This window comes from Paenibacillus sp. O199 (assembly GCF_001636635.1).
In the GTDB taxonomy this organism is placed as follows: Bacteria; Bacillota; Bacilli; order Paenibacillales; family Paenibacillaceae; genus Paenibacillus; species Paenibacillus marchantiae.
In genome coordinates this window covers 1-243 of record NZ_LGRP01000116.1, presented here as the reverse complement: position 1 = coordinate 243, position 243 = coordinate 1, and the positions used below count along the sequence as shown (strand labels likewise).

The 243-nt window shown below is 39.9% G+C and carries 1 protein-coding gene; it reads right to left on the bottom strand.

Annotation, left to right across the window (positions count from 1 at the left end):
* A partial coding sequence (locus A6049_RS33555; protein ID WP_481853596.1) for a DUF6630 family protein occupies positions 1 to 243 on the bottom strand: 243 nt, incomplete at both ends.

Genomic DNA, 243 nt, shown 5'->3' with positions numbered 1-243 from the left:
TATATCGCTCTTTTTCAGGAATATCCTCATTTCCTAACAAATCCACCTGCGTTAAAGCATCCTTGTGCTCAAGTTCCGCAATGAATAGAGCATAGAAATCACCAGTTGTGGGATAGGTAAATAATGCATACCCTTTCGGAGAGATCAATTTATTGACTACTTTGATCTTTTCAGGAAGATACTTATAGTCGAACTCTCCCAACTCTTCTAGCTCATCTGGGGTTCCCAGTTCAATGTCGTGAT